This is a genomic window from Glutamicibacter sp. TV12E (assembly GCF_052441935.1).
GTDB lineage: Bacteria > Actinomycetota > Actinomycetes > Actinomycetales > Micrococcaceae > Glutamicibacter.
Genome location: NZ_JBQVVF010000001.1, coordinates 1,859,044 through 1,879,941 on the forward strand (window position 1 = coordinate 1,859,044; position 20,898 = coordinate 1,879,941).

The 20,898-nt window shown below is 64.0% G+C and carries 15 protein-coding genes; 8 read left to right on the top strand and 7 right to left on the bottom strand.

The features are described 5' to 3' along the window. Positions 1-82 precede the first annotated feature (82 nt). Positions 83-964: an SPFH domain-containing protein gene (locus tag ACT7DV_RS08705; protein ID WP_444661844.1), complete on the bottom strand. Its 882-nt coding sequence runs from the start codon at positions 962-964 to the stop codon at positions 83-85. A gap of 133 nt (positions 965-1,097) precedes the next feature. On the opposite strand from ACT7DV_RS08705, the gene ACT7DV_RS08710 reads away from it, so the two are divergent. Continuing rightward, the gene (locus tag ACT7DV_RS08710) at positions 1,098-2,087 is read left to right on the top strand and encodes an aldo/keto reductase (protein ID WP_444661846.1); all 990 of its coding nucleotides are present in this window, start codon (positions 1,098-1,100) and stop codon (positions 2,085-2,087) included. Between the two features lie 22 nt (positions 2,088-2,109). Here ACT7DV_RS08710 and nirB read toward each other — a convergent pair whose 3' ends face one another. Beyond that, entirely contained in the window at positions 2,110-4,713 is a 2,604-nt protein-coding gene (gene nirB / locus ACT7DV_RS08715) for a nitrite reductase large subunit NirB (RefSeq protein ID WP_444661848.1), read from the bottom strand. Positions 4,714-5,072: 359 nt separating this feature from the next. On the opposite strand from nirB, the gene nirD reads away from it, so the two are divergent. Next, the gene (gene nirD / locus ACT7DV_RS08720) at positions 5,073-5,450 is read left to right on the top strand and encodes a nitrite reductase small subunit NirD (RefSeq protein ID WP_444661850.1); all 378 of its coding nucleotides are present in this window, start codon (positions 5,073-5,075) and stop codon (positions 5,448-5,450) included. Positions 5,451-5,639: 189 nt separating this feature from the next. On the opposite strand, the gene ACT7DV_RS08725 is transcribed toward nirD, so the two are convergent. From ACT7DV_RS08725 to ACT7DV_RS08735, 3 genes are read right to left on the bottom strand one after another with little or no spacing between them, the layout of a single operon-like run. Beyond that, a complete protein-coding gene (locus ACT7DV_RS08725; RefSeq protein WP_444661851.1) occupies positions 5,640-7,106 on the bottom strand; it encodes an FAD-dependent oxidoreductase in 1,467 nt (488 codons plus the stop codon). Then, positions 7,103-9,217, bottom strand: coding sequence for a molybdopterin oxidoreductase family protein (locus ACT7DV_RS08730; RefSeq protein WP_444661853.1), 2,115 nt, complete (start codon positions 9,215-9,217; stop codon positions 7,103-7,105). The genes ACT7DV_RS08725 and ACT7DV_RS08730 overlap by 4 nt, the downstream gene beginning before the upstream one ends. A 1-nt stretch (position 9,218) precedes the next feature. After that, entirely contained in the window at positions 9,219-10,601 is a 1,383-nt protein-coding gene (locus ACT7DV_RS08735) for an MFS transporter (RefSeq protein ID WP_444661854.1), read from the bottom strand. 367 nt (positions 10,602-10,968) lie between these two features. On the opposite strand from ACT7DV_RS08735, the gene ACT7DV_RS08740 reads away from it, so the two are divergent. From ACT7DV_RS08740 to xdhC, 5 genes are all read left to right on the top strand, one after another. Then, positions 10,969-11,454, top strand: a complete 486-nt coding sequence (locus ACT7DV_RS08740; protein ID WP_444661856.1) for a nucleoside deaminase — start codon at positions 10,969-10,971, stop codon at positions 11,452-11,454. Positions 11,455-11,463: 9 nt separating this feature from the next. Then, complete coding sequence (locus ACT7DV_RS08745) at positions 11,464-12,948, top strand: NCS2 family permease (RefSeq protein WP_444661858.1); 1,485 nt, start codon at positions 11,464-11,466, stop codon at positions 12,946-12,948. Between the two features lie 178 nt (positions 12,949-13,126). Beyond that, complete coding sequence (locus ACT7DV_RS08750) at positions 13,127-14,623, top strand: xanthine dehydrogenase small subunit (protein ID WP_444661859.1); 1,497 nt, start codon at positions 13,127-13,129, stop codon at positions 14,621-14,623. After that, positions 14,620-16,947 carry a xanthine dehydrogenase molybdopterin binding subunit gene (gene xdhB, locus ACT7DV_RS08755; protein ID WP_444661860.1) on the top strand — a complete coding sequence of 776 codons (2,328 nt, stop codon included), beginning with the start codon at positions 14,620-14,622 and terminating at the stop codon, positions 16,945-16,947. The genes ACT7DV_RS08750 and xdhB overlap by 4 nt, the downstream gene beginning before the upstream one ends. Before the next feature lie 2 nt (positions 16,948-16,949). Continuing rightward, entirely contained in the window at positions 16,950-17,783 is an 834-nt protein-coding gene (gene xdhC, locus ACT7DV_RS08760) for a xanthine dehydrogenase accessory protein XdhC (RefSeq protein WP_444661862.1), read from the top strand. On the opposite strand, the gene ACT7DV_RS08765 is transcribed toward xdhC, so the two are convergent. Then, entirely contained in the window at positions 17,780-18,961 is a 1,182-nt protein-coding gene (locus ACT7DV_RS08765) for an MFS transporter (protein WP_444661864.1), read from the bottom strand. The two genes, xdhC and ACT7DV_RS08765, sit on opposite strands and share 4 nt — an antisense overlap. 150 nt (positions 18,962-19,111) lie before the next feature. Here ACT7DV_RS08765 and ACT7DV_RS08770 point away from each other — a divergent pair, with 150 nt between their 5' ends. Then, entirely contained in the window at positions 19,112-19,948 is an 837-nt protein-coding gene (locus ACT7DV_RS08770; RefSeq protein WP_444664813.1) for a helix-turn-helix transcriptional regulator, read from the top strand. On the opposite strand, the gene mmuM is transcribed toward ACT7DV_RS08770, so the two are convergent. Continuing rightward, positions 19,945-20,892, bottom strand: coding sequence for a homocysteine S-methyltransferase (gene mmuM, locus ACT7DV_RS08775; RefSeq protein ID WP_444661866.1), 948 nt, complete (start codon positions 20,890-20,892; stop codon positions 19,945-19,947). The genes ACT7DV_RS08770 and mmuM overlap by 4 nt on opposite strands. Positions 20,893-20,898 lie beyond the last annotated feature (6 nt).

Consider the following 20,898-nt stretch of genomic DNA (forward strand, 5'->3'; position numbering starts at 1 on the left):
CGTGCGGGGAGTAGAACGTGGGCTGGTGACAGCAATCGCCCCAGTCCAAATGAACTGGGGCGATTTGTGCCTGGCGGTAAAGCTACTTGTTGTTCTTGTCGCCAGTCATGGTAATTGGCTGAACTCCAGAATTTGGGAAACATCCAATGGGACTCTGGTTTGATTCCGCCACAATGTCCAAGCACTTAGACGTCAACGTTTCCGGCGTCAGGGAACGTTCCAGGATCTTGTTGGCCTCGGCTTCAGCGGTACTCGTCTGCTTGCGCTGTTCAGCAACGCGAGTTTTGGCTGCTTCTGCCTGAAGCTCGTTAATGCGGTTCTGCGTCGGTTCATCAAAATTGATGATTGGCAGCGTGACAGAACGGATTTCGATCTGGGTTTTCACCTTGCCCTGCATCTTTTCCTGCACTGCCTTGGCCAGCCCTTCCAGATCCTGGCCGCCCTTCGAAGGCTCGGTGTAGGCCAAAGGGTCATAAGTAGCCATGACTTCATTCAACGTGGCACGGAAATTTCGATCCACCAGGTTCGACTGGATGCCCTCGAAGGTTCGGTAGTCCAGGAATACGTCCATGGCATCATCGGTCTTCAGCTGCCACTGGATCGAAGCGTCAACATTGGCACGGCCGTTGTTTCCCAAGCGAACCGGAATGCCGCTGTCGCCGGAATAGACGTCGTTCTGCACGGAGCCATCCAGTTTCTCGACCTTTTCCCATGGCCACTTCAGGTGGAAGCCGTTGCTCACCACGGATGTCGGCTTTCCCAGCGCGACTTTCACGCCAACGGTGCGGGGCTGGACGATGGTGGTGGACATGATGCCAAGAACGACCAGCGAGACGGCAAAAACGCCAATGCCGGTGGCACGCGTTGCGGAACGGTTCTTGTTCTCAGGTTTCATCGTTTTGCCGGCCAGCATGATGACCAGGCCGATGAGCGCGCAGAACAGCGCAAAAATGGTGGGAAACATGATCTCCTCGATGTTGTGATGACAGTGAATATTCTATCGAATGGATCATAAGGGATTTGGTTGAAACGCCGATTGGGCAGAAACGTCTCGTCTTCCATGCGTGAAATGGAGGTGACGCACTACACTCGAAACCATGCAACAACGAGAACTTGGACGTACGCAACGCAATGTTTCTGTCATCGGTTTGGGAACCTGGCAACTTGGCGCGGACTGGGGGTCGGTAGAAGAGTCCGATGCCTTGGCCGTGCTCGATGCAGCCTATGAATCGGGCGTGAACTTCTTCGATACCGCCGACGTGTATGGAGATGGCCGCAGCGAACAACTGATCGGCACATGGCTGAAGAATAATCCTGATGCCAACATCACCGTAGCCACCAAGATGGGGCGCCGCGTTGACCAGCTGCCGGAAAATTACAATCTCGACGCATTCCGCGCATGGAATGACCGGTCGCGCGCCAATCTCGGGGTGGATACGCTGGATCTGGTTCAACTGCATTGCCCGCCAATCCCGGTGTACACCACCGAGGCCACCTACGATGCGCTGGATGCCATGGTGGACGAAGGGCGCATGGCAAATTACGGCGTCTCGGTGGAAACCGCAGAGGAAGCATTGGCCGCCATTGCCCGGCCAAATATTGCCACCGTGCAGATCATCATCAATGCCTTCCGGCACAAGCCGCTGGAACTCGTTCTTCCAGCAGCGCGCAAGGCGGGCGTCGGAATCATCGCGCGCGTCCCGCTGGCCAGCGGCCTGCTGGCCAACCGCTACACCCTGCAAACCGAGTTCGCGAAGGACGATCACCGCAATTACAACCGCGACGGCTCAGCGTTCGACGTGGGGGAGACCTTCTCCGGTGTCGACTATGCAATCGGAGTCCAGGCCGCCGGGCAGTTTGCGCAATTGGCCTCCGCAGAAGCTCCCGGTGCCACCAGCGCGCAGGTAGCGCTGGCTTGGCTTGCCGCGCAAGAGGGAATCAGCACCATCATTCCTGGCGCGCGCAACCCGGAACAGGCGCGAGCCAACGCGGCGGCCGGGTCACTGGAAATCAGCGAGGGCTTCAAGAGGTCAGTGCGCGATCTCTACGACGCGAAGCTGCGCGCACAAGTCCACCCGCGCTGGTAGTAGCGCGGGTGGATCAGGCCGACTAGTGCTGCGGCGCTCCGACCGGGATTCTGGCACCTAGTGCCACCGGCTCGGCGGGGCGTCGCTGGCCGCGTTCGGACACATACTCCAGGGCAGTATCCGGTTCGGCAGTGTTCACGAAGGAGCGGAAGCGCTTGAGCTTGACCGGGTCGGCCAAGGTGGCAGCCCATTCATCCTCGTAGTTGGCCACGTGGGATTCCATGGCTGCTTCCAGCGCTTCGGCCAGGCCCAGCGAATCCTCCACGACCACCTGCTTGGCATGATCCAGGCCGCCCTCCAGACCCTGCAGCCAGTGCGCGGTGCGCTGCAGCTTGTCCGCGGTGCGGATGTAGTACATCAGGTAGCGGTCGATGTACTTGAACAGCGTCTCATCATCCAGTCCGCCAGCCAGCAGCTGGGCATGGGCCGGGTTGGCGCCGCCGTTGCCGCCGACATAGAGGTTCCAGCCTTCGGAGGTGGCGATCACGCCAATGTCCTTGGCGCGGGCCTCGGCGCATTCTCGGGCACACCCCGAAACACCCATCTTCAGCTTGTGCGGTGCACGCAGGCCGCGGTAGCGCAGCTCCATCTCGATGCCCAGGGCGGTGGAATCGAGCATGCCGTAACGGCACCACGAGGAACCGACGCAGGTTTTCACATTGCGCAGCGACTTGCCGTAGGCCTGGCCCGATTCGAAGCCGGCGTCCACCAGTTCACGCCAGATATCCGGCAGCTGCTCCAGCCGGGCGCCGAACATGTCGATGCGCAGGCCACCGGTGAGCTTGGTGTACAGGCCGTACTTCTGGGCCACAGCGGCGATCACGCCGAGCTTCTCCGGGGTGATTTCGCCACCTGGAATACGCGGAACCACCGAGTAGGTGCCGTCCTTCTGCATATTGGCCAGCACGCGGTCGTTGGTGTCCTGGGCTCCGGCCAGTCCGGCATCCATCGGGTGGACCGCGGTCTGCGAGGAGAGGATGTTGGCGATCACCGGCTTGCAGATATCGCAGCCCGATCCGGTGCCATAACGCTCCATGACCTCGCTGTAGGTGTGCAGGTCGGCCACTTGGATGGCTTCGTAGAGCTCGGGGCGGGAGAAGGAGATGTGCTCGCACAGGGCGGTGGAAACTTCGGCCCCGTCCTTTTTCATCTGGGATTCCATCAGCTTCTTGAGCATCGGCACGCAGGAACCGCACTGGGTTCCGGCGCGGGTGCAGCCCTTGAGGCCCGAAACCGTGGTGACCGGGTCCTTGCCCTCGCAGCTGCCGCAACCCGAGACGGCATCGCGGATGGCCCCGGCGGAGACATTGTTGCACGAGCACAGCACCGCGTCATCGGGCAATTCGCTCTCTGGCGCTTCGCCGCCCAGTGCGCTGAGGTAGGCGCCGGGTTCGCCGGGAAGCTCGCGTCCGAGCATCGGGCGCAGCGACTGATACGGGGTGGCGTCGCCGACAAAGATGCCGCCGAGCAGGGTCTTCGCGTCGGCGGAGACCACCAGCTTCTGGTACAGGCCGCGGGGCGCATCGGCGTAGACCACTTCCAGGGCGCCGTCGGTGCGGGCAAAGGCATCACCGAAGCTGGCCACGTCCACGCCGGAGAGCTTGAGCTTGGTGGCGGTATCGAAACCGGCGAATTCAGCCTCTCCGCCGGCGAGCTGTTCGGCGACGATCTCGGCCATGGAATTCGCCGGGGCGACCAGGCCAATGCACAGGCCCTCGAAGTTCGCGACCTCGCCGACGGCCCAGATGTGCTCGATGTCGGTGGCGCACTTCGCGTTGATGACCACGCCGCCGCGCGGGCCCATGGAGAAGCGGGCAGCCTCGTTGCCCGAGTCTTCCAGGGCCTGGTTGTAGTTGCGGATCAGCTCATCGCGGGGGCGCACGCCGATGGAAACCACGACCATGTCGGCCTCGATCACCCGGTCGTCGGCCATCAGCACGCCGGTGACGGTTGAGCCCTCGGCGAGGACTTCCTTGGGGAAAACTCCGCCGTGCACGGTGAAGCCGGTCTGCTCGATCAACCGGCCCATGGCCTGGCCAGCTCCCTCGTCCAGCTGGGTGCCCATCAGCCATTTTCCGCCGTCGATCACCACTGCCTGCGCGCCCAGCGCCTGGGCGCCGGCGGCGGCTTCCAGGCCGAGCAGGCCGCCACCGATGGTGGCAACTACCGGGGTGCGGCCCAGGGTGATCTTCAGTTCCTCGACCTTCTCGGCGATGGACCAGACATCTTCCAGGGTGCGGTAGACGAAGGTGTGCTCGTTGCCCGGGATGGGCAGCGTGGCGGCGTTGGAGCCGGTGGCGAGGACCAGTTCGTCGTAGCCGAAGCTGCGTCCATCGGCGGTAGTGACGATGCGCTGTTCGCTGTTGATGCCTACGGCCTGGGCGCCGGTTTCCAGGGTGACGTGCTCGGCTTCCCAGAGCGTTGCATCGCCCAGGGTCAGGTCCACGTCGCGATCAGTCAATGCCTTGGACAGGGCCACGCGATCGTAGGGCAGGTGGGCTTCTTCGGTCAGTACCGTGATGTGAAGGTTCTGCGGTGCGCGGCTGGCCAGCGATTCGGTGAATCGGTGTGCTGCGGGACCGCCGCCAATGACCAGGACGCGGCGTTCGGTGTGTGTAGTACCCATGATCAGAATCGACTTTCGCTGGGAAACGGGGAGTTTCAGGCTGTTGACACCACTGTAGGAAGCCGTTTTTGCCGTGCAATTTCCCTTGTGTTTCGGCCGATGTAAATCTCTTCCCCAGCCTTGCGGCGGGCGGTTAGAGCCACGAAACATGGTGGACTTATTGCCCGCGGGAAGCTGGTTCCCGCGCCGCTGCGGGGGCGGAAAATTGCCGGAAATTCCGGTGCATATGCGGCCTCACGCTCCCTGGATTTGCTGTTAGCCAGGGTTTACCGTCTAGCAATCGCCCACGGCCCTGGGCGAAACACGCGGATCCTAAGCTCGGTATATCAGCGAACACCAACCACCAAAGGAACCTGTTCATGAGCACGCAATTCGCCGTAGAGGCCCTCGAAGACACCCTGAGTTTTGCGCCGGTATGCCGTAGCGAAGAACTTGAGCCGGGCTGGGGCGAAGCCCTGCTGCTCGAAGGCGCCCAGCGGGCGCTGTTCCGCACCGACGCCGACACCTTTTATGCCACCTCGCACCACTGCCCAACCAGCAGCGCCAAGGTGATGGCCCGCGGCATCCTGGGCGACACCGTGGTGGAAGGCCAAGCGGTGGCCACCGTGGCCTGCCCGCTGCACAAGGAGGTCTACCGGCTGGATACCGGTGCCTGCCTGAACGCCGATTCGCCGGCGTTGCCAGTGCACAAGATGATGGAAGTTGAAGGCCAGCTGTGGATGGAGCAGATTAAATGAGCAGCGCAGAAAGCAGCGCAGAATACGACGTCAAGGTAGAACACAGCGCCTGGCAGGGCTGGTTCGAAGTCCACGATCAGGGCGGGATGCTTGCAGCCTGAGACCAACACCAAGCAACTGCACCACATACAACTGAATCACATGCAACAACGCAGGGACGAGATATCTCGTCCCTGCGTTGTCTAGTGCCTAGGCCAGTGCGGGAGCCTTGTTCAGCAGTTCCTCGATCTTGGACTTGCAGCCACCGCAGCCGGTGCCGGCGCGGCAGGATTCGCCGACCTGCGCCACGGTGGTGCAGCCTTCGGCCACCGAATGCGCGACCTGGCCGTAGGTGGCGCCGGAGCAGCGGCACAGCTGGTCGTCATCGCTCGGAATCGCCGAGCTGGGATCCACGGCCGGATCGTCCAGGCGCAAGAGCGTGGAACGATCCTGCGGCAACGCGCTGCCGCGTTCGTAGGCGAGGACCAGCTCCGCGCTGGTTTGCGGCAGGCCGATGGACAGGAAACCGGTGACCGCGCCATCGAAGGTGACCAGTTTCAGGTAGCGGCCGGCGGTGGGGTCGGCAAAAACGGTGGCCTGCAGTTCCGGGTTGTCCCAGAAGCCGGCGCTGATATCGCCGGCGGCGGCCACCTCGATCCCCTGACCCTTGAGCATCAGCACATCGGAGGCGGAAAAATCGGGGGCCGGGATTTCGGTCTCGGAGGTCAAGTGCTGGGCCAGCCAGCTGGCCTGGGCCCAGCCCGGGGCGAGCAGGCCGACCGGTGGTGCTCCGTCCACTTCGGCGCAATCGCCCAGGGCGTAGATGCGCTGTTCGGTATCTGCGCACAGGTAGCTATTGGTTTGGATGCCGCGGCCCACGGACAGCCCGCAGCCCTCGGCCAGTTCGGTGCGGGCGCGCACGCCGGTGGATATCAGCAGTGCGCCTCCGGGAATTTCGCCGTGGGTGGAGGTGGCCAGGGCGGTGAAGCCGTGCTCGTCCTTGACGACGCCGGTGGCCTTGGCCTCGGAGATCACCTCAACACCGGCCTGGAGAAGGCAGCGGGTGAGCAGCGCGCCGCCGTCGGAATCCACCACGCGGCCCAGCGGAGCAGGGCCGTGGTGCACGAGCGTGGGGTGGCCGCCAGTAGCGGCAATGGCCAGGGCCGCTTCAATGCCCAGGATGCCGCCACCGAGGATCAGGATCCGCCGGCCAGCGGCCAGCGACTGCTGCAATTGCTGCGCATCATCCACCGTGCGCAGGGCAAAAACGCGCTCGGGCAGCTCGGTGTCCGCGTGCGGATCGAAGTTCAGGCCGTTCAGGCTCGGGATCATGGCGCGGGCCCCGGTGGCAAAAACCAGCCGGTCGTAGGGCACCGCTTCCTTGCCGCGAATCAGCACCCGGCGCCGGGCGCGGTCCAAGCCGGTGGCCTGCGCGCCAAGCACGAGCCTGACCCCGGCGTCGGCGAGCCGCTGTTCGTCGACCATGAGCAGGTGCTCGAACTGCGCGGCGCCAACGGCCAGCTCGGCCAGCAGCACGCGGTTGTAGGCCAGGTGCTCCTCGGCGCTGATCACGGTCAGCTGGCAGCGGCCGGCGGCCACCGCGGGCAGCAGGCCCTCGACCAGCGAGGCGGCTACCGGGCCGAATCCGATGATGGCAATCTGTTCGGGATGCTTCAATTTTCCCCCTTGATCGGGTTCAGGCTCACCTGGGCATGCTTGAATTCGGGCATCGAGCTGACCGGATCCACCCGCGGGTCGGTCAGCAGGTTGGCGGTGCCGGTGCCCGGGAAATGGAAGGGCAGGAAGACGGTGTCCAGGCGCATATCGCTGCTCAGCTTGGCGCGGGCGATCGTGGTGCCGCGCTGGTTGGAAACCTCGACCCGCTGGCCGTCGCTGATCTGGTGGGCCAGCGCGGTGCTCGGGTGGATTTCCAGTGCCGCTTCCGGGGCCGTGGCGGCCAGCTCATCCACCCGGCGGGTCTGCGCGCCGGACTGGTAGTGCTCCAGCAACCGGCCGGTGACCAGCGAAATCTGCTGGGCCGGCAGGGTGGCCGGTGCGTGGACGGCAACGATTTTCGCCCTGCCATCTGGGTGGGCGAAGTTTTCGAGGAAGAGCCGCGGGGTGCCATTGCGGGTCCCGGGCTCGGTGCTGATCACGCTGCCTTCGGGGCATGGCCAATAGATGGCGGCGCCCTGGTCAACGTCCTGCCAGTTCACCCCGGAGTAGTCGGCGATCCCGCCGGCCGAGGCGCGCTTGAGCTCCTCGAAGACCTCTGCGGCTCGGGGGGAGAAGGTGCCCGGGGCATCGAGCCGATCGGCCAGCTGGGAGAGGATCCACAATTCGCTTTTGGCCTGGCCGGGTGCTGCCACCGCGGCGCGCCGGCGCAGGATCCGGCCCTCCAGATTGGTCATGGTCCCTTCCTCCTCGGCCCACTGCAAGACCGGTAGAACCAGATCCGCTTCAGCGGCGGTTTCGGAGAGGAAAAAATCGCAGACCACCAGGAAGTCCAGGCGGCGCAGCGCGCTGAAAATCTGGGTGGCATCCGGCGCGGAAATTACCGGATTGGCGCCGTGGACCATGAGCATGCGCGGCCCGCCCTCGGTGCCCAGGGCGTTGAGCAATTCCGTGGCGGGGATGCCGGGGCCGGGAATGATGCCAGGGTCCACGCCCCAGACTTTGGCGACGTGCGCGCGGTGTGCGGGGTCGGCGATCTTGCGGTAGCCGGGCAGCTGGTCGCATTTTTGGCCGTGTTCGCGCCCGCCCTGGCCATTGCCCTGGCCGGTGATGGTGCCATAGCCGCCGGCCAGGGTGCCGGGCAGTCCCAAAAGCAGGGCGAGGTTGATGGCGGCGGTGACGGTATCGGTGCCGTTGGCGTGCTGCTCGATGCCGCGCCCGGTGAGGATGTAGACCGGGTGGCCGCCGTTTTTCGCCGCCTGGGCCGCGGCGGCCAGCGCGCGGGCGGTGCGGCGGATGGCCTCGGCGGGCACGCCGGTGACTTTGGCGGTGCGCTCTGGCCACCAGGCGGCTACCGAAGAACGCAGCGCCTCAAGGCCGGTGGTGCGCGCCTGGAGATAGCCGGTATCGGCCAAGGATTCGGCGAGCACCACATGGGCCAGTCCCAGCAGCAGCTGCAGATCGGTGGCCGGGGTGGGCTGCAGGTGCCAGCCGGCCCCCTCGGCGCTGAGCTTGGCGGTGGCCGAGCGGCGCGGGTCGACCACGATCAGCCCGCCGCGTTCCCGCACGGTTTCCAGGTGCCGGACAAAGGGCGGCATGGTGTCGGCGACGTTGGAGCCGAGCATCAGGATCATTGAGGCGGTATCCAGGTCGGCCAGCGGGAAGGGCAGGCCGCGATCCAGCCCGAAGGCCCTGTTGCTGCCGGCCGCTGCCGAGGACATGCAAAAACGCCCGTTGTAGTCGATCCGCGAGGTGCCCAGGGCCAGCCGGGCGAACTTGCCCAGCTGGTAGGCCTTTTCGTTGGTCAGCGAGCCGGAGCCGAACATCGCGACTGCATCGGCGCCGGACTCGGCACGGATGCTGCGGGCCTTCTCGGCCACCAGATCCAGTGCGGCATCCCAGCTGACCGGCGCAAAACCTCCGTCGGCTTGGCGCAGCATCGGGGAGGCCAGGCGCTGCGGGTGCTCGAGGAGCTTGGCGGCGCTGAAGCCCTTGCGGCATAGGGCCCCGCCGTTGGTTTCGAAGTCCCGGCCGCTCAGGGTGGTTCCCGAGCTGGCCGGTTGAAGGGTGATGCCGCACTGCAGTGCGCAGTAGGGGCAGTGGGTTGCGGTCATTCTAGACTCCATGCTGGGCGAACCGGGTCCCGGAGCGTGCGTAGTTGTACCAGGTCATCATCATCAGTGCGAGGTAGGCGCCGATGAACACGATGAAGGCCGGGGTGTAGGATCCCGCGCCGGACATGGACAAGCCCAAAGCCTGCGGGATCAGGAAGCCGCCGTAGGCGCCGATCGCGGAAATCAGCCCCAGCGCCGCGGCGGACTTGCGTGATGCTTCGGCCCCCTGGGAGCCCACACCCAGGGCGAAGACCGCCGGGATCATGCGATAGGTGGATCCATTGCCGATACCGGTGGCCGCGAACAGCAGCAGGAACAGCAGCAGGAAGAGCCAGAAGTTGGCCAGCGGCAGGGTCAGGACCACCAGCGCGGTGATCAGCGCCATGGTGGCCAGGGCGAGCACGGTGATTCTTGCGCCGCCGTGGCGATCGGCCATCTTGCCGCCGTACGGCCGGGACAGCGAGCCAACCAGGGGACCGAGGAAGGCCAGCGTGATGGTGGCGGTGCCCAGCGGCAGGTGGGAGAAGGAAGGGAAAGTGTCAACGATCAGCTTGGGGAAGACCGCGGCGAACCCGATGAAGGAGCCGAAGGTACCCACGTACAGGCAGGCGATGATCCACAGGTGCTTTTCGCGCAGGCAGGCGATCGCCCCGCGGACATCGGACTTGGCCGAGGACAGGTTGTGCATGTAGCGCCATGCGCCCCAGGCTGAAACCAGGATCAATGGAATCCAGATGATCCCTGCCAGCGGCAGCTGCAGGGCGTCGGCGGCGAAGACCGTGATGGCGATCGGAACCAGCAACTGGGCCACCGCGGCGCCGAGGTTTCCGCCGGCGGCGTTCAGCCCCAGGGCCCATCCCTTGCGGGAGGCCGGGTAGAAGTGGGTGATGTTGGCCATCGAGGAGGCGAAGTTGCCGCCGCCAAATCCGGTCAAGGCCGCGAGCAGCAGCATCACGCCGAAGGGGGTGCTGGTGCTGGACAGCGCCAGCGAGAGGCCGGCGGCCGGGATGAGCAGCAGCAGGGCCGAGGCGATGGTCCAGTTGCGTCCGCCGAAGCGGGCGACCATGAAGGTGTAGGGGATGCGCAGGGTGGCGCCGACCAGGCTTGGCATGGAGATCAGCCAGAAGAGCTGGGAGGTGCTGTAGCTGAAGCCAGCAGCCGGGAGGTAGATAACCACGATGGCAAAAAGTTGCCAGACGCTGAAGCCGAGGAATTCGGCGAAGATCGACCATTTGAGGTTGCGTCCAGCGGTGGCTTGCCCGACGCTGTTCCAGAACTTCGGGTCCTCGGGGGTCCAGTTGTTGATCCAGCGTCCGGGGCTGATATCCAGGGAGGATGCGGTGTCGGTGCGCAGTTGCGCTGCTGGGTCTACTTGTGAGCTCACGGCATTTGTTCCCTTCGCAGATGACTGATGCTTAGAGCATGGCAAAGCGGTATTTCGCGAAGGTGCAGTGGTTGTTGCACCGAAGGGAATTTAAACTCACGGGTGCCGTTTTGGGGCCGATAGAGGTTTGTAATCCGTTGGAAACCGGGAAAAGACCGCATATTCATCATGCGAAAACACAATCTCAAAAAGTTATTGCGTGGTCTTGATCACGCTGATAATCTCATACGTGTCTATGGCGGGCACCCATCAAAGGGTCGCTATCTACCGGGCGTGCAACTGATCAATTCAGCAGCCGAGTACGGCCGGGTCATGGCGGGCAACCGGATGATGCGCCGTGCTTGTCTAAAGCATGAGGAGACACGCGATGAGCGTTAATACCACTGGCCAAGACTATCTTTCGATGGCCATCGAGATTGCCACCCAGAATGTCCACAACGCCGGAGGCCCCTTTGGCGCCATCGTCGTCACCCCGGATGGGCAGATCTTCGAGGGGGTCAACCGGGTCACCGCAAGCAACGACCCCTCGGCCCACGCCGAAGTCGTCGCCATCCGCACCGCCGCAGCGGCCTTGGAAAACTTCGATCTGTCCGGCTGCGTGCTCTACACCAGCTGCGAACCGTGCCCCATGTGCCTGGCCACCTCGCTCTGGGCCCGCATCTCCAAGGTCTGCTACGCCGCCGACCGCCACGATGCGGCCAAGGCAGGATTCGATGACGCGGTGTTCTACGAATACTTCGCTGCAGGCTCGGACCGCGCGCTGATGCCGGTGCAGCACTTCCACAACGACGCGGTCGAACACCTCAAGCCCTTTGAGGCCTGGGACGCCCTGGAAACCCGTACCGACTACTAGGCGCCGGCCATGACAACGCTCAGCGAACAGCACGACGTTGCCAACTCCGCGCCATCACCGGGCGGAGCAAGGAAACTGCTGGACTCCCTGTTCAGCATCAGCCAGCGCGGGTCCACCCTGGGCCGCGAGGTGCGCGGCGGACTGGTCACCTTCTTCACGATGGCATATATCGTCATCTTGAATCCGCTGATCATCGGCGGCTTCGGCGCCGGCGCGGCACCGGTTGACGTGGCCGGCAACTGGTTGCCCGCCGCCCAGGTCGGGGCGATGACCTCGCTGACCGCGGCGGTGATGACCATCCTCTTCGGCCTCATCGCCAACCTTCCCTTTGCCCTGGCCGCAGGACTGGGAATGAACTCCTTCCTGGCCGTCTCGGTGGTCCAGGAAGTCACCTGGCCCGAGGCCATGGGCCTGGTGGTGATCAACGGCGTGCTGATCGTGCTCTTTGGCATGAGCGGCATCCGCACCGCCATCTTCCGCGCCATCCCGAAGGACCTGAAGGCCGCCATCACGGTGGGCATCGGCCTGTTCATCACCTTCATCGGCTTTGTGGATTCGGGCTTTGTGACCCGCACCCCGGCCGGCCCGCCGGTGCAGTTGGGGGACGGAGGATCGATCGTATCGATACCGACCATGATCTTCGTGCTGGGCTTGCTGATCATGGGCGCGCTGGTGGCCCGCGGGGTCCAAGGCGGGATCCTGATCGGCATTGTGGTCTCCACGGTGCTGGCGGTGATCGCCGAGCAGGTGTTCAAGATCGGGCCGGGCAGCGAGTCGAACCCGCACGGCTGGCACCTGAACATGCCGGTGCTGCAGGGACAGATCGTGTCGCTGCCGGATTTGTCGCTGGCCGGGGATTTTGACCTGTTCGGCTCGTTCAGCAGGATCGGGGTGCTGGCGGCCACCATGCTGGTCTTCACCCTGGTCTTCACGAACTTCTTCGATGCCATGGGCACCATGACCGGGCTGGCCAAAAATGCCGGGCTGGCCAGCAAGGACGGAACCTTCCCGCGGCTCAAGGCGGCCTTTGTGATCGAGGGCCTGGGGGCGGTGGCCGGCGGTGCCGGATCCAGTTCCTCCAACACCGTCTACGTGGATTCGGCGGCGGGCATCGGAGAAGGCGCGCGCACCGGGCTCGCCTCGATCATCACCGGCCTGCTGTTCCTGGGCTCGATGTTCTTCACGCCGCTGACCTCGGTGGTGCCGATGGAAGTGGCCGCAGCGGCGCTGGTCCTGGTGGGCACCATGATGTGCTCGCAGATCCGCGAGATCAATTTCAAGCGGTTCTCCTCGGCCATGCCCGCTTTCCTCACCCTGATCACCATGCCGTTGACCTATTCGATCGCCAACGGCATCGGCGCGGGCTTCATCGCCTGGGTTGTGGTCAATACCGCGGCCGGACGCCATAAGAAGGTGCATCCGCTGATGTGGATCGTCGCCCTGGGCTTCCTGGTCTACTTCGCCAGGGGACCGCTGACGCTCCTGCTGGGTTGATGTGATCGGGGTTATATTTGAGTTCCACACGGGTTTGAAGGAGAAACTTCCCATGGCTGAAAGCATCGCCTGGTCCAGGGGCCAGATCGCGCACGGTCACTAGGCGCGGCTTGTCCCGCACAGTATCCCAATCAATCATGGTGCACCCGGAAATCAGGGTGCAGGAGGTGTCAACGGCATGAGTGCCGAAAATTCCCTGAAAACCGGTTGCCGAATCACCGTCAACGGCAACGAGCTGGACTTTGCCGGTCCGCCGCATTCCAACGCGCTGGACTTTCTGCGCAACCAGGGCCTGGTGGGCAGCAAGGAAGGCTGCGCCGAAGGCGAGTGCGGTGCCTGCGCAATTCTGCTGGCGCGCACCGATGCCCAGGGCAGCCGCTGGACCTCGGTCAACGCCTGCCTAGTTCCCGCCGCTGCGCTCGATGGGCAGGAGGTGATCACTGCCGAAGGGCTGGGCACGGTGGACCAGCTGCATCCGGTCCAGCAGGAAATGGCCGATCGCGGTGGCTCACAATGCGGGTACTGCACCCCCGGCTTCATCTGCTCCATGGCGGCCGAGTACTACCGGCCGGAGCGGTCGGCCCAGGTGGCGACCGGGGATGCGGCGGAGCACGAGTGCGGGCCGAACGGTTTTGACCTGCACGCGTTGTCCGGCAACCTGTGCCGCTGCACCGGCTATCGCCCGATTCGCGATGCCGCCTACGCGCTGGGAGAGCCCGAAGCCGGCGATCCGCTGGCCGCACGGCAGGAAGGCAGCGCCCCGGCGCCGGTGGCCACCGACCTTTTTGCCGCCGATACTCCCAGCGGGCAGCTCGGTCGCTTCCGCCGGCCGGCAACACTGGCCGAAACCCTGCAGATCCTGGCCGATGAGCCGACGGCTACCGTGGTGGCTGGCAGCACCGACTGGGGCGTCGAGGTCAATATCAAAGGCGCTCGCGCTCGCAGTGTCCTGGCCATCGACCGGCTTGCGGAACTGCGCCAGATCCGCTGGGAGAAGGACTACCTGGAGCTCGGCGCGGGCTTGACCCTGAGCGAGCTGGAACGGAACCTCGCCGGCGAGGTGCCGCTGCTGGGCCAGCTTTTCGGGCAGTTTGCCTCACGGCTGATCCGGAACTCCGCCACCCTGGGCGGAAACCTTGGCACCGGTTCGCCGATCGGCGATACCCCGCCGGCGTTGCTGGCCCTGGACGCACAATTGGTCCTGGCCAGCGCCCAAGGCCAACGCGTGGTGGACTTGTCGCAGTATTTCACCGGGTACCGGCAGACCATCCGGGCTGCCGGGGAGCTGATTACCGCGGTGCGCCTTCCCTTGCCGCTGGCTGCCCTGACCAGCTTCCAGAAGATTTCCAAGCGGCGCTTTGATGATATTTCCTCGGTGGCCGTGGGCTATGCAGTGGATGTGGAGGACGGCGTGATCAGCACGGCGCGCATCGGCCTGGGCGGAGTGGCTGCAACGCCGCTGCGTGCACGGGCCACCGAGGCCATGCTGGAAGGCAAGCCGTGGACTATCGAGACCATTCGCGAGGCGGCGGCAGTGATGGCCAGCGAGGGCACCCCCATGGATGACCACCGCGCCAGCGCAAAGTACCGCACCGCCATGCTTGCTTCCTCGCTTGAGCGCTTCTATGCGCAGCAACTAGCGGTGCCAGCTCAAAGCAAGGAGATGCGGCCATGAGCCAGCTGTCCCAACGTCCCGAAGCAGCCATTGCCGGCCAGCGCCACCGCCACGAATCGGCGGCCGCGCATGTCACCGGCACCGCGCTATACACCGAAGATCTGGCCCACCGGCTGGCCGGAGTGCTGCACGCCTATCCGGTTCAATCCACCATCGCCCACGCAAGAATCCTGGGCCTCGATGCCAGTGGGGCGCTAGCCATTCCTGGCGTGGTGCAGGTGATCACCGCAGCCGATATTCCCGGGGTGAACGACCAGGGCGCCAAGCATGACGAGCCGCTGCTTCCGGTGGAGGAGGTCATGTTCTATGGCCAGGCGGTGGCGTGGGTGCTCGGCGAAGATCTTGAGGCAGCCAAGGCTGGTGCCAAGGCTGTTTCGGTGGACTATGAGCCGTTGGAATCCTTGATCACGGTGCAGGATGCCATCAAGGCAAGCAGCTTCCACGGCATCCAGCCGGTCATCCAGAAAGGCGACTGGGAAGCAGGTTTTGAACAGGCAGCCCACGTCTTCGAGGGCGACTTCGACTTTGCCGGGCAGGAGCACTTCTACCTGGAAACACAGAACTCGCTGGCGCTGATCGATGAGAACGGGCAGCTTCTGATCCACTGCTCCACACAGCATCCCACCGAAACACAGGACATCGTTTCGCATGTGCTTGGCGTGCCGGCCCATGAAATCTCGGTGCAGGTTTTGCGCATGGGCGGTGGTTTTGGCGGCAAGGAAATGCAGCCCCACGGCTATGCTGCCATAGCGGCCCTGGGTGCCAAGCTGACTGGGCGTCCGGTGCGCGTTCGCCTGGACCGCACCCTGGACATGACGATGACCGGCAAGCGCCACGGCTTTTATGCCACCTGGAAGATCGGCTTCGACGCGCAGGGCCGGATCCTTGCCCTGGACGCCCAGCTGACCGCCGATGGCGGTTGGAGCCTGGATTTGTCCGAGCCGGTGCTCACCCGGGCCATGTGCCATATCGATAATTCCTACTGGATTCCCAACATCCGGGTGGCGGGCCGCGTGGCCAAATGCCATAAGACCTCGCAGACCGCGTTCCGCGGATTTGGCGGGCCACAGGGCATGCTGGTGATCGAAGATATCCTCGGTCGGGTTGCCCCGCAGCTGGGCATCGAGGCCAGGGAATTGCGCCGGCTCAACTTCTACACCGAAGGCCAGGACACCCCGTATTACCAGCCGGTGCGCCATCCGGAACGGATCGAAGCCGCCTGGCAGCAGGTGCTCGACGGGGCCGACGTGGCCCGGCGCGAAGCCGAGATTGCCACGTTCAACGCCAATAGCCGCTACAGCAAGCGGGCGCTGGCGATCACTCCGGTGAAGTTCGGCATCTCCTTCAACCTCACCGCCTTCAACCAGGGCGGCGCACTGGTGCTGGTGTACAAGGACGGCTCAGTACTGGTCAACCACGGTGGCACCGAAATGGGCCAGGGCCTGCACACCAAGATGCTGCAGGTGGCCGCGACCAGCCTGGGCGTCCCGCTCTCGAGTGTGCGCATTGCCCCCACGCGAACCGACAAGGTGCCCAATACGTCGGCGACGGCTGCAAGTTCGGGCAGCGATCTGAACGGGGGCGCCATCAAGGATGCGTGCGAGCAGATCCAAGCTCGGTTGGCCCAGGTAGCCGCCGGAAAGCTGGGGGTCCCGGCCGCGGATATTCGCTTTTCCCACGGAAAGATCACCGCTCTGGGCAAGGACGGAGAGCTGGAGTGGAGCGAGATCGTGCGCGATGCCTACATGCAGCGTATCCAGCTCTCGGCCGCCGGGTACTACCGGACCGAGGGGCTGCATTGGGATTTGTCGCGCATGACCGGCAGCCCGTTCAAGTACTTTGCCTATGGGGTGGCCGCCAGCGAGGTGGAAGTCAGCAGTTTTGACGGCTCCTATGTGCTGCGCCGGGTGGACATCGTCCATGATGTGGGCGACTCGCTCTCGCCGCTGATTGACCTGGGACAGATCGAAGGCGGTTTTGTCCAGGGCACCGGCTGGCTGACCTTGGAGGACCTGCGGTGGGACAGCTCCGATGGTCCGGGGCGTGGACGCGTGGCCACCCAGGCGGCCAGCACCTATAAGATCCCGAGCTTTTCCGAGATGCCCGAAGTCTTCAACGTGGCCTTGCTGGACAAGGCCCATGAAGAGGGCGCGGTGTACGGATCCAAGGCGGTGGGCGAGCCGCCGTTGATGCTGGCGTTCTCAGTCCGCGAGGCCTTGCGCCAGGCAGTGGCCGCCTTTGGTCCGGAAGGATCTTCAGTTCAGCTGGCATCGCCGGCAACTCCTGAAGCGGTGTTCTGGGCTATCGACTCGGTGCGTGGGTAATCATGGAATCGTGGATTGACGCGGTCAGCACCTTGCGCAGCCAGCGGCGGGCTGCGGTGCTGCTGACGGTCATCGCGGTGCGCGGACATGCTCCACGTGAAGCCGGTGCCAAGATGGTGATTTCCGCGGATGAAACCTTTGGAACGGTGGGTGGTGGCAACTTGGAAATGGCTGCCATCACCCGTGCCCGCGAGTTGATCAGCCAGGGCACAACAAGTCCGGAAACCATGGAGCTGCGGCTTAATGACAAGGCACCGGCCACCTATGGCCGGCAGTGCTGTGGCGGGGAAGTCAAGCTCTTGCTTGAACCGTTGCCGGTCCCGGAAACGGTGGCAATTTTTGGGTTGGGGCATGTGGGCATGGAATTGGCCCGCATCCTCTCCCGCCACCCAATCGACTTGTGTCTCACGGATTCGCGCCCCGAAGCCATTGAGGCCGCGGCGCTCTTGCAACCCAGCGTCGCGGCGATCCAAGCCCAGGTCTCGGTCATGGGCGAGCAGGTGCTCAGCACCCTTCCCGAAGGCAGCCACGTACTGATCATGACCCATGACCATGCCGAGGACTTCCACCTCAGCGATGCCGCCTTGCGCCATCCTTCTCTGGGATCCATCGGGTTGATCGGGTCCAAGGCCAAGTGGGCCCGCTTCCGGAAGAACCTGGCCGACAGCGGACATACTGAACAGCAGATCTCACGGATACAGTGTCCCATCGGGATTCCGCAGGTGACCGGTAAGCAGCCGGCGGTGATCGCAGTGAGCGTGGCAGCCCAGCTCATGGGGGTGATGGCGGAACCTGCGGTGAACAGAGACCGCCAGGTCCTTGAGCTGCGAGCCTAGCTGTCGGCCGAGAACTGGACGAGGCGTTGTGTACGTGGTTTCCGTGGGGAAGTGCTGGCGGCCACCACGTACACAACTAACCCGACCAGGGTCATGCCTGCCGCTGCCAGATTCACCGCGGTGAAGCTGCCGGAGGAATCCAGAATGAGCCCGCCCAGCAGCGAACCGAGCATGATCCCCGCGCCCAGCGCCGCGGTATTGGCGGTCCCCACCAGGGGCGAGCCCGGCCCGGCGAAACGCAGAATGAAGGTCTGCAACGGTGTGAGCAATCCAAAGCCGCACGCACCGAGCAGGAACAATGCTGGAATGACCACTGCCTTGTAGCTGGCTCCGAAAGCCACCACGGCCAGGACGACTGCCAGCAAGAGCAAGAGGAGTACCGTGGTGCGAACCAGCGCGCGGTCTGCGGCTTTGCCCGAGAGCGTATTGCCGACCACCAATCCGGCACCATAAATTCCCAAAAGCCAAATCACTTGGCCACTGCTGAACCCGGAAACCTGTGTGAGCATTGGCTCGATAAAGGTAAAGGAGGCGAACAACCCGCCGAAACCGATGGACGTAGCGCTCAGGGCCACCCAAAGGAGTGGATTCCTGAACGGGAGCAGGCTCTGCCGGTAACTGGCTGGTTCGAGCTTCCGGTCGGCAGGCAACAAGAGCACCAGGCCCGCCACACTGATCAGGCTAATGATGGTGACCACGAGGAAGGATGCCCGCCAACCGGCGGCCTGGCCGATCAACGTCCCCAATGGCATGCCTAGCAGCATCGAGAGGGTCAACCCGGTGAAGACCAGGGCAATCGCGCTGGCCTGCTTTTTGGCGGGAACCAGACCGGACGCGGCGACAGAGGCCACACCGAAAAATGCCGTGTGCGACCATGCCGTGACAAAGCGGCTGCCCAGCAAGAAGCCGAAGCTCGGGCTTATCGAGGCCAGGAAATTGCCCACGGTGAAGATTGCCATGAGGATGAGCAAGGTGCGTTTTGTCGGCAGGCGAAGCAAGGACAATGCCAGCACCGGCCCGCACATCTGTCCCAGTGCATAAGCGGTGGTGACCATGCCCGCTTGGGCAAGGGGGACGTCGAATTCGCCCGAGAGCGAGGAGAGCAATCCATTGGTCAAAAATTCGGTGCTTCCGATGGCGAAAGCGCCAAGGGCCAAAGCGAGCAAAGCCAGGGGCATGGGAGTGCGGGATCCTTAGCTGGTAGTTCTGTTTCCCATCCATGCTCGCTGGTATTTTGCCTGGCAAACAGGCACCTGTTCTTGGTACTACTAGCAGGGTTACCTTCGCCTTCGCCATGCGGCCCGGTGGAGGACTAGACTATCCGCGTGATGCAAAGCAATGACCTGGGCAGCTTCCTCAAACACCGTCGCGCCACGGTTTCTCCGGCAGATCATGGCATCTCCGTGCGTGACGGTCGCCGAGTCGCGGGTTTGCGACGCGAAGAAGTCGCACATCTGGCGGGGTTGAGCGTTGCCTATTACACGCGCTTGGAGCAGGGGACCAGTACCAATGCGTCGGACCAGGTCATCCAGGCGTTGGCCGCGGTGCTGTTGCTCGATGACGACGAACGCGCCCACCTGAAGGATTTGAATGGTGTCCGCGCGACCGTCAAGTTGCGACGGCCCAAGGCGGAAAGCGCGCCGGGACCCATGCTTGATTTATTGGCAGCGATGCCGCAGGTTCCAGCGCTTCTGCTGGGACGGCGCAATGACATCCTCGCGTGGAATCATCTCGGCCACCAGCTGCTTGGCAGCCACCTGGATTTCCAAGCACCGCAGAACCCGCAGACGCGGCCATCCACCACGCGGATGCTGTTCCTCGATCCGCAGATCCGTGCACAGGAAGGGCAATGGGAGCACTATGCCGGAACCCATGTCGCCTTTTTGCGGATGCTCAGCGGACGATATCCGGAGGACCGGGACCTCGCCGAGCTCATTGGCGAGCTGACGATGCACAGCAGGGAGTTCGCGGAATTCTGGGCAAGCAGCAAGGTCCGCGAATGCACCTATGGACAGCGCATAGTGCATCATCCTCAGGTAGGGACCATTGAACTGACTTATCACGTGCTGAGCCAGCCGGCTCTGCCCGAGTACCGGATCGAGTTCTATACCACCGAAGCTGACAGCCCGAGCCGGGCGGCGGTTGAAAAGCTCGCCGGACTCTAGCCGCGCTGGGCTGCCTCGCGCACCCGGGTGATCTGCTCCGGGCCGACCTGGCAGCAACCGCCGATCAGTCGAGCGCCGGCGGCGATCAGTTCGGGAACCGCAGAAGGCAGGTCGTTGCCTTCGGCTCCCGGTACCCACACGCGGGCCTCGTGATCCCAGATTTCGCCGCTGTTCGGGTAGGCCGAGAGCGGCAGCCCGGTTTCTTCGCCAAGAATTTCCAGTGCGGCGACTGCTTGCGGCACCGGGCAGCAGTTTACGCCCACGCCGGCCCAGGCGCGAGATTCGGCAACAAGCTTGGCGGCAACCCGGAGATCCGTGCCATCACCCAAGACGATCCGCCCATGCTCATCGGCGCGAACATTCATGCTGAGGATGGCGGGCAGTTCAAGCTCCTTGGCCAGGGAAGTGAGGGCTTCGACCTCGGCAAGGCTTGGCACGGTTTCAAAGATGACAACGTCGGCTCCGGCAGCAGCAAGAATGGCCAGGCGTTCGCGGTGCCACTCGGCCAGTTCGCCCGCGTTCAGGCCATAAGCACCATCGTATTCAGTGCCGGCACCCGGTCCCGCACCGTAGGGCCCCACGGAGGCAGCGACCCAACGGGATGGGGCATCGGCATCTGCAGTGGCGGCTTCCCGGGCCAGGCGCACACTGGTGCGCAGCATCGTTTCGAACTGATCGGAAGAGCCCGCGTGGGCCAGGCCGTCACGGCTGACCTGGTAGGAGCAGGTGGTGGCCACCTGGGCACCGGCTGCAAAAAAGTCCTGGTGCGCCGCACGGACCTCGTCTGGACGGTCCATGAGGATCTGCGCGGACCATAGTTCCCCGGTGACGTCATTGCCTCGATCGGCAAGATGAGTGCCGAGGCCGCCATCGAGAATGATCGCTGGGGTTCCCTGGTCGTTCAGGGCGTCACGGAAATTACTGGGGCGTTTTGCGGTAGGCACGTCATC

Coding starts and splice junctions, on each gene's coding strand:
- ACT7DV_RS08705 (WP_444661844.1), bottom strand. CDS start 964: ATGTTTCCCACCATTTTTGCGCTGTTCTGCGCGCTCATCGGCCTGGTC.
- ACT7DV_RS08710 (WP_444661846.1), top strand. CDS start 1,098: ATGCAACAACGAGAACTTGGACGTACGCAACGCAATGTTTCTGTCATC.
- nirB (WP_444661848.1), bottom strand. CDS start 4,713: ATGGGTACTACACACACCGAACGCCGCGTCCTGGTCATTGGCGGCGGT.
- nirD (WP_444661850.1), top strand. CDS start 5,073: ATGAGCACGCAATTCGCCGTAGAGGCCCTCGAAGACACCCTGAGTTTT.
- ACT7DV_RS08730 (WP_444661853.1), bottom strand. CDS start 9,217: ATGACCGCAACCCACTGCCCCTACTGCGCACTGCAGTGCGGCATCACC.
- ACT7DV_RS08740 (WP_444661856.1), top strand. CDS start 10,969: ATGAGCGTTAATACCACTGGCCAAGACTATCTTTCGATGGCCATCGAG.
- ACT7DV_RS08745 (WP_444661858.1), top strand. CDS start 11,464: ATGACAACGCTCAGCGAACAGCACGACGTTGCCAACTCCGCGCCATCA.
- ACT7DV_RS08750 (WP_444661859.1), top strand. CDS start 13,127: ATGAGTGCCGAAAATTCCCTGAAAACCGGTTGCCGAATCACCGTCAAC.
- xdhB (WP_444661860.1), top strand. CDS start 14,620: ATGAGCCAGCTGTCCCAACGTCCCGAAGCAGCCATTGCCGGCCAGCGC.
- xdhC (WP_444661862.1), top strand. CDS start 16,950: ATGGAATCGTGGATTGACGCGGTCAGCACCTTGCGCAGCCAGCGGCGG.
- ACT7DV_RS08765 (WP_444661864.1), bottom strand. CDS start 18,961: ATGCCCCTGGCTTTGCTCGCTTTGGCCCTTGGCGCTTTCGCCATCGGA.
- ACT7DV_RS08770 (WP_444664813.1), top strand. CDS start 19,112: ATGCAAAGCAATGACCTGGGCAGCTTCCTCAAACACCGTCGCGCCACG.